Below are 6,137 nucleotides of genomic sequence, written 5' to 3'. Positions count from 1 at the left end.
TCAAAGCAGCAAAACCCTCCACCCTCGGGCAATGCCCAAGGCGCAATCCGCAATCCCCAAAGCCGAAACCCCAGGACCCTGCCGCAATCGCGATATCTTGTAAAGACCAAATCGGCGAACATCCAGGGCCGGAACCCCGGAAGGAGCAGAGCGCCCCGTCGCCGTCGGTGATGCGTATATAGGGGGAGCCGATTTTCGCGTCAACGGGTTTTTTCGGCGGTTGCGAAGTTTTCGTGACGATTGCCGCGAAAGCCCGGACTCCCTAGCGTCAGCAGCGGCGCCGGCCCACGGAAACCCCGCTCTCCGCGACGTTTCCCCGTCCCTCCCCCCGATCCTGGAGACGCGTTGCGGGGCCCGGTCAGCGGGCCGGCCGGTGCTTCCGGCCGAAGATCATCGCGAGCGCGAAGAGCGCGAAGCCTCCGGACCAGAGCGCGGCGCCGGCGACGAGGAGCGGGAGATGGTCCACCCCCGCCATCGGCGCGGCCACCCTGAGGACCGCGCCCGCGTTGACGAGCCCGAGCGCCCAGAGCGCGAGGTCCGCCCTCGCGTGCCCCGTCACGCCGCGTGTCGCCGCGAGCCTCGCCATCACCGCCATCGTCATGACGCCGATCGCGCCCGCGCTGAAGGCATGGAGCGCCGCATCCGGCGGAACGGCGCCCGGGGGATCGGCCGCCAGCGCCGCGAGCCCGGTGCCGACGACCAGCCAGAGACAGCCGAGGTGAAGCGCCAGCACGTCCGCCGCCCGCAGGAGCCAGCCGCGCCAGCGGGCCAGGCGGACGAGATGCAGGAGGGTGGCCGCCGCGAGGAGCGCCCCGGAGATCACGCTCGCCGGCGCCGCGACCCAGCCGGCGAGCGCCGCGGATCCGATGAGGAGGACGACGACGTCGAAGCGCCCGTAGGGTTCGGGCACGCGCTCCGCCCCGCCGGCAGCGAGCGCGTTGCGCGTCAGGCTCGGCACGAGCCGCCCGCCGACGGCGGCGATGAGCAGGATGCCGACGGCGATGCCGAGCCTCGCAAGGAGGGAAGCGACATCATGATCGCCCGCGAAGAGCCTGTGGGCGATCGACCCTGCGGCGAGCAGCGGAAACAGCATCAGGCCGTGGCGCGACTGCGCCGCGCGCCCGGCCCGGGCCTCGCGCATCAGCACGAAGGCGACGGCGAGCGGGAAGGCCGCATCGACGAGGAGGCCCACGGCGGCGGGCGCGACGAGCGGCACGGTGCGGCCCGCGAGCCAGATCGAGACGAGCCCGGCGAGCGGCCAGCCGGAGGCCGGCAGCCGCCCCGTCCAGTTCGGCGTCGAGGAGAGGAGGTAGCCGGCCATCACCGCCGGCAGGTAGCCGAACACCATCTCGTGGGCATGCCAGACGAGGGGCGGCATGTGGGCGACCTCGTTCGCGCCCGACACGTATATCCATACCCAGACGGGCACCGAGGCCGCCGCATGGAGCGAGGCGAAGAGGAAGAAGGGGCGGAACGGAGCCGCGAAGAGCCAGCCGGCCTCGCGGCGCGACCGGCTGGCGGCAAGGGCAGGCGACATGGGCACGGGCGAAGGCTCCTTTCGGCCGTACGTTTCGCACCGGGCGGGCGGAGCGTCCTTGCGGCAGCGCAAGGAGTTCGCGGGGCAGCGTCTCGACCGTTGCCCCTCCTTGCTCCGGAACAACGAGCGCGCGGGCGCGCTCCGCTACAAGGATGCGAAGTTCACGAAGGCTCGCGTATCATGTCTCCCGTTCCGCCCATCCCGATCTCGCCGGAGATGCCGGTCCACGTGCTGATGTCCGCGCACAGGGGCACGATTCCGGTGTTCCTGCGCCACCGCATGAGGTGCGTGGGGTGCCCCGTCGCCCGGCTGCACACGGTCCGCGACGCCTGCCGGGATCACGAGATGGACCTCGCCACGTTCCTCGCGGAGATCGAGGCCACCGTCGCCGAAGGGGAACCGGGCCGGGCGCGGACGCAGGAAGAAGGACAGGCGACATGAACGACGTCAGCTTCACGCGGGACGGCGTCGAGGTCGAGGCGAGCGTGCTTGCCGAGGCCTTCGGGCTTCCGCCGGAGCGTATCCCGGTGCTGATGCGGGAGGGCCTCATCACCTCCCGGGTCGAGCGTGGACTGGAGGAGGACGAGGGGCGCACCCGCCTCACCTTCTTCCATCGCAACGCGCGCCTGCGCCTCGTCGTCGGCCCCGACGGCCAGATCCTCAGGCGCAGCGTCCTCGACTACGGCGCAGCAGGAATGCCGCCGGCGGCCAGGCGGGGGTGATCACTCGGCCGCGTCGGCGAGCGCGACGAGGCGATGGGGGTCGAGCACGACGATCCGCTTGCGGCCGCTCGCGACGAGCCCCTTCGCCTCCCAGGCGCTCATCACGCGGCTCACCGTGTGCAGCGTCGTGCCGGTCATTTCGGCGATGTCCTGGCGGGTGACGGGGAAGTCGATGAGGACCCCCTCCTCCGTCTTCCGGCCGGCCTGCTGGACGAGCCGCAGCACCGCATGGGCGACCCGGCGCTCGACCTCTTCCGTCGACAGCTCCCGGATCCGCGCGTGGGCATCCTGCAGGCGCTGCCCCACCGTCTGCAGCGCATTCGTCGCCAGGACGGGATTGCGCGCGACGAGAGGGTCCCAGCGGCTCGAGGGCCAGGCGAGGGTGAGGCTGTCGACCACCGCGATCGAGGTCGCGGGATAGTCGGTCCGCCGCAGCGCCTTCGCGATGCCGTATATGTCGCCTGGATTGACGTGGCGCACCACGACCTGCTGGCCGTCCGGGGTGGTCTGGACGACCTTGAGGTGGCCGTGCAGCAGGAGGAAGAACTCGCGCGCCTCCGCGCCCTGCTCGAACACGGGGGTGCCGGCCGGCACCTGGCGGGCGCTCGCGCCCTCCAGCACGGCTTCCAGATCGTCCTCCTGCATGGAGGCGAAGATGTCGAGGCCGCGGATCAGCGAACGGTCGAGGCTCCGTGCCGGCATGGCGTCTCCCTTTCCGGGCGGGAACCACCAAGCAATGCACGAAGCCGGCGGCGAGATCGACCCCGTTACTCCCCGCGGCGTGCCGGAGCGCCCTGTCAGGGCTGCGAGACGGTGACGCCGAGATCCCGGACGAGGCCGTCGGAGAGGCCGTAGATCCAGCCGTGGAGGGACAGTGGCTGTCCGCGCGTCCAGGCATCCCTCACGATGGGTGTCCGCGCGACATTGCCCACCTGGCGCACCACGTTCAGCTCGCAGAGATGGTTGACCCGGCCCACCTCGCTATTGATCGCCGAGAGGGCGCTCTCGTTCTCCCGGTGAACCTCGCGGATCGGCTCGAGCCAGTGATCGAGCAGCCCGTGCCGGCAGCCGTCGGCTGCGGCCATCACGCCGCCGCAGCCATAGTGGCCGCAGACGATGACGTGGCGCACCTTCAGGACGTCGACGGCGTAGGCGAGGACGCACAGCATGTTGAGGTCGGTCGGCAGAGCGAGGTTCGCCACGTTGCGGTGGACGAAGAGCTCGCCCGGGTCACGGCCGACGATCTCGTTCGCCGGCACGCGGCTGTCCGAGCAGCCGATCCACAGGGCCTCCGGCGCCTGCTGCTGCGCGAGGCGGGGAAAGAAGTCCGGCTCGTCCCGGTTCTTCGCGGCCGCCCACGCCCTGTTGCTCGCGAGAAGGTCCGAGATCATGCGGGCTCGTGCTCCTTCAGCCGCACCATGACGCCGCGCCGCGCCGCCATGCGCAGCGACAGGTTGCGCAGGTCCTCCCGCGTCAGCCTCTGCTTGGCGAGCGGAATCACGACCGCGTTCTCGAGGGCCACGTGCTGGCGCTGATTGCGCGCGAGGGCCCGGAGCACCTCGCGCAGGGCCTCCGGCATGTCCGCCCCGGCGGGCGCCGCGATCACGGCGGCGAGACCCTGGACGATCTCCCGCGACATCGCCGCGTCGAGCTCGTGATCGAGCGCCAGCCGCCCGAGCACCTCGCCGACGACTTCGTCGCCCTGCCCGCGGCGGCGCAGCAGGGGGAAGAGATCCTCCTCCTCGTCGATGACGTGGAGCCGCATCTCGTGTTGCAGGTGCCACGCGACGTCGGCGGCCGCGCCCGCGTCGGTTTCGTCTTCCTCCGCCAGCCGGTCGAGCACATGACACAGCACGCGCTGTCGCAGATGGTCGGCCATCAGGTAGGCGAGCGGCTTCGAAAGAAGCCCGACGGGCAGCGCGTCGAGATACTGCCGCGACCGGCGCGGTCCGCCCGCACGCGCCTCAGTGGCTGGCGACGGCATGGCTGAGGATCGTGCGGATCGCCGCGAGGCCGGGCTCGTCGCTCCGGTTCATGGCGCCGATCAGTTGCACCCAGGCGTCGTCGTCGGCACCGTCCATGAAGCGCCGCACGACGCCGGCCGCATAGTCCCCGAGCGGGACGCCCGCATGGTCGGCCGCGCTGCGGGCCTGCGTCAGGAGCACGATGTCGCCGCAGTCGATGAGCGTGGTCTCCGCCACGCCCGGGTCGTTGAGCTGCGCGATCAGGTCGCCGAGCATGATGTCTCTCACTGCACGAGGGGGCTCGCCGCCGCGTCGAGGGTCAGGCCCTCGATGGCGGCGCGGCCGGCCAGAATCTGGATGTACTGGGCCACGGCCCGGCGCCAAACGCTGTCTTCGAGATAGGCGGCGATCCTGTCCTCCACCACCTCGAACGGCAGCGTGCGACCCTCGATCCTGCGGTCGAGCCGGATGACGTGGGCGCCGTAGCGGGTCGTCACGGGCGCGGCGCTGATCTCGCCCGGCTGCATCCGCGAAAGCGCGTCGGCGAACTCCGGCGTCACCTGCCCGGCCGTGAGCTGGCCCAGGCTCCCGCCGACCTTGCCCGACGGGCAGGCCGAGAGCGCTTCCGCCATCCCGGCGAAGCGGGAGCGCTTCTCGCGCAGCGAGCGGATCGCCGCCATCGCCTGCGCGACCGCCGAGGCGTGGGCGTCCGGGTCGTCGGCCCGCGCCGCGAAAAGGATGTGCGCCGCCTCGTAGAGATCCTCCGAGCGGAAGCGCTTCAGGTTCGCCTCGTAGAAGCGGCGGCAGGCGTCCTGGTCGGCGCGAGGGGTCTTCACCTCCTCGTCGAGGAGCCGGCGGATCAGGGCCTCCTCCTCGGTCTCGCGCCGGTCGTCGGCGTCGGTCATCGGATCCGCCTCGATGCCGAGCCTTGTCGCTTCCTGCAGGAGGAGCTCGCGGACGACGAGGGCCCGCGCGGTCTCCCGGGCGGCCGTGGCCGCGTCCTCCGCCGGGTGGTTCTGGATCTCCCGGGCGATGGCCGCCCGCGAGATCTCGACGCCGTTGACGCGCACCGGGAGCGGCCCCTTGGCGGCGGGGCGGGTGTGAAGGCCGACGATCTCCATGGCGCTCACTCCGCCGGCACGGCCGCGGGACGGGTCGGGCGCGCCGCCGGCGCGGTGACCGGGCGGGACCCCGCCACTGCCGGGCGCCGGACTGTCTTCCCGAGCGGGCGTTTCGTGCGCACGACCTGGAAGCCCTGCCGCCCGAGATACCAGACCGGCACGCTCCAGGCGTGGACGAGCCTCGTGAACGGGAAGACGAGGAAGATCGTCATGCCGAGGAAGAGGTGCGCCTTGAAGATCGGGTTGACGTCCGCGACGAAGGCGGCGGCCTGCGGCTGGAAGGTGACGATGCCCTGCGCCCAGGACATGAACTTCACCATCTCGCGGCCGTCCATGTGGTTCAGCGACACGAAGATCGTCATCAGGCCGAGCACGAGTTGCACCCAGAGAATGAGCAGGATCGCCGTGTCGCCGAAGCTCGACGTCGCGCGGATGCGCGGGTCGAACAGACGCCGGTGGGCGAGGAGCGAGATCCCGACGAAGCACACGACGCCCGCGACGCCGCCGATCACGATCGCCATCCCCTGCTTGAAGCCGTGGCCGATGCCGACGAAGTCGAAGACCCCGATCGGCGTGAGGAGACCGGCCGCGTGACCGAGGAAGATCACCAGGATGCCGACGTGAAAGAGGTTCGAGCCCCACATCAGCTGCTTGCGGCGCAGGAGCTGGCTCGAGCCGGTCTTCCAGGAATACTGCTCCCGGTCGAAGCGGATCAGGCTGCCGAGCAGGAAGACGGTCAGGCAGAGATAGGGGTACCAGCCGAAGACGGCGGAGTTGATGTACTGAGCCATGG

Annotated in this window: 9 protein-coding genes; 2 read left to right on the top strand and 7 right to left on the bottom strand. The window is 71.0% G+C overall.

All coding sequences use genetic code 11. The features are described 5' to 3' along the window. Positions 1-358: 358 nt before the first annotated feature. On the bottom strand, positions 359-1,537 hold the full coding sequence (locus tag N177_RS07785; protein ID WP_051402284.1) for an NnrS family protein: 1,179 nt from the start codon (positions 1,535-1,537) through the stop codon (positions 359-361). 180 nt (positions 1,538-1,717) lie between these two features. On the opposite strand from N177_RS07785, the gene N177_RS07780 reads away from it, so the two are divergent. Together N177_RS07780 and N177_RS07775 are read left to right on the top strand one after the other, a co-directional pair. Then, on the top strand, positions 1,718-1,978 hold the full coding sequence (locus tag N177_RS07780) for a DUF1858 domain-containing protein (protein ID WP_023431742.1): 261 nt from the start codon (positions 1,718-1,720) through the stop codon (positions 1,976-1,978). Continuing rightward, positions 1,975-2,259: a DUF6522 family protein gene (locus N177_RS07775; RefSeq protein WP_023431741.1), complete on the top strand. Its 285-nt coding sequence runs from the start codon at positions 1,975-1,977 to the stop codon at positions 2,257-2,259. The genes N177_RS07780 and N177_RS07775 overlap by 4 nt, the downstream gene beginning before the upstream one ends. Here the strand turns inward: N177_RS07775 and N177_RS07770 are convergent, their stop codons facing one another. From N177_RS07770 to narI, 6 genes are all read right to left on the bottom strand, one after another. Further along, on the bottom strand, positions 2,260-2,961 hold the full coding sequence (locus N177_RS07770) for a Crp/Fnr family transcriptional regulator (protein ID WP_023431740.1): 702 nt from the start codon (positions 2,959-2,961) through the stop codon (positions 2,260-2,262). A 95-nt stretch (positions 2,962-3,056) separates the two neighbouring features. Beyond that, positions 3,057-3,650, bottom strand: coding sequence for a carbonic anhydrase (locus N177_RS07765; RefSeq protein ID WP_023431739.1), 594 nt, complete (start codon positions 3,648-3,650; stop codon positions 3,057-3,059). Then, positions 3,647-4,243 (bottom strand): hemerythrin domain-containing protein, encoded by a 597-nt coding sequence (locus N177_RS07760; protein WP_023431738.1) that lies wholly within the window; start codon positions 4,241-4,243, stop codon positions 3,647-3,649. The genes N177_RS07765 and N177_RS07760 overlap by 4 nt, the downstream gene beginning before the upstream one ends. Further along, entirely contained in the window at positions 4,224-4,511 is a 288-nt protein-coding gene (locus N177_RS07755; RefSeq protein ID WP_244444249.1) for a hypothetical protein, read from the bottom strand. Before N177_RS07755 ends, N177_RS07760 begins: the two co-directional genes overlap by 20 nt. After that, the gene (locus N177_RS07750; RefSeq protein WP_023431736.1) at positions 4,508-5,344 is read right to left on the bottom strand and encodes a peptidylprolyl isomerase; all 837 of its coding nucleotides are present in this window, start codon (positions 5,342-5,344) and stop codon (positions 4,508-4,510) included. Before N177_RS07750 ends, N177_RS07755 begins: the two co-directional genes overlap by 4 nt. 5 nt (positions 5,345-5,349) lie before the next feature. Next, positions 5,350-6,135 (bottom strand): respiratory nitrate reductase subunit gamma, encoded by a 786-nt coding sequence (narI, locus tag N177_RS07745; RefSeq protein ID WP_023431735.1) that lies wholly within the window; start codon positions 6,133-6,135, stop codon positions 5,350-5,352. Positions 6,136-6,137: the final 2 nt, after the last annotated feature.

Origin of the sequence: Lutibaculum baratangense AMV1, from assembly GCF_000496075.1 — a bacterium.
Classification (GTDB): domain Bacteria; phylum Pseudomonadota; class Alphaproteobacteria; order Rhizobiales; family Tepidamorphaceae; genus Lutibaculum; species Lutibaculum baratangense.
This window is presented reverse-complemented; position numbering and strand designations above follow the sequence as displayed.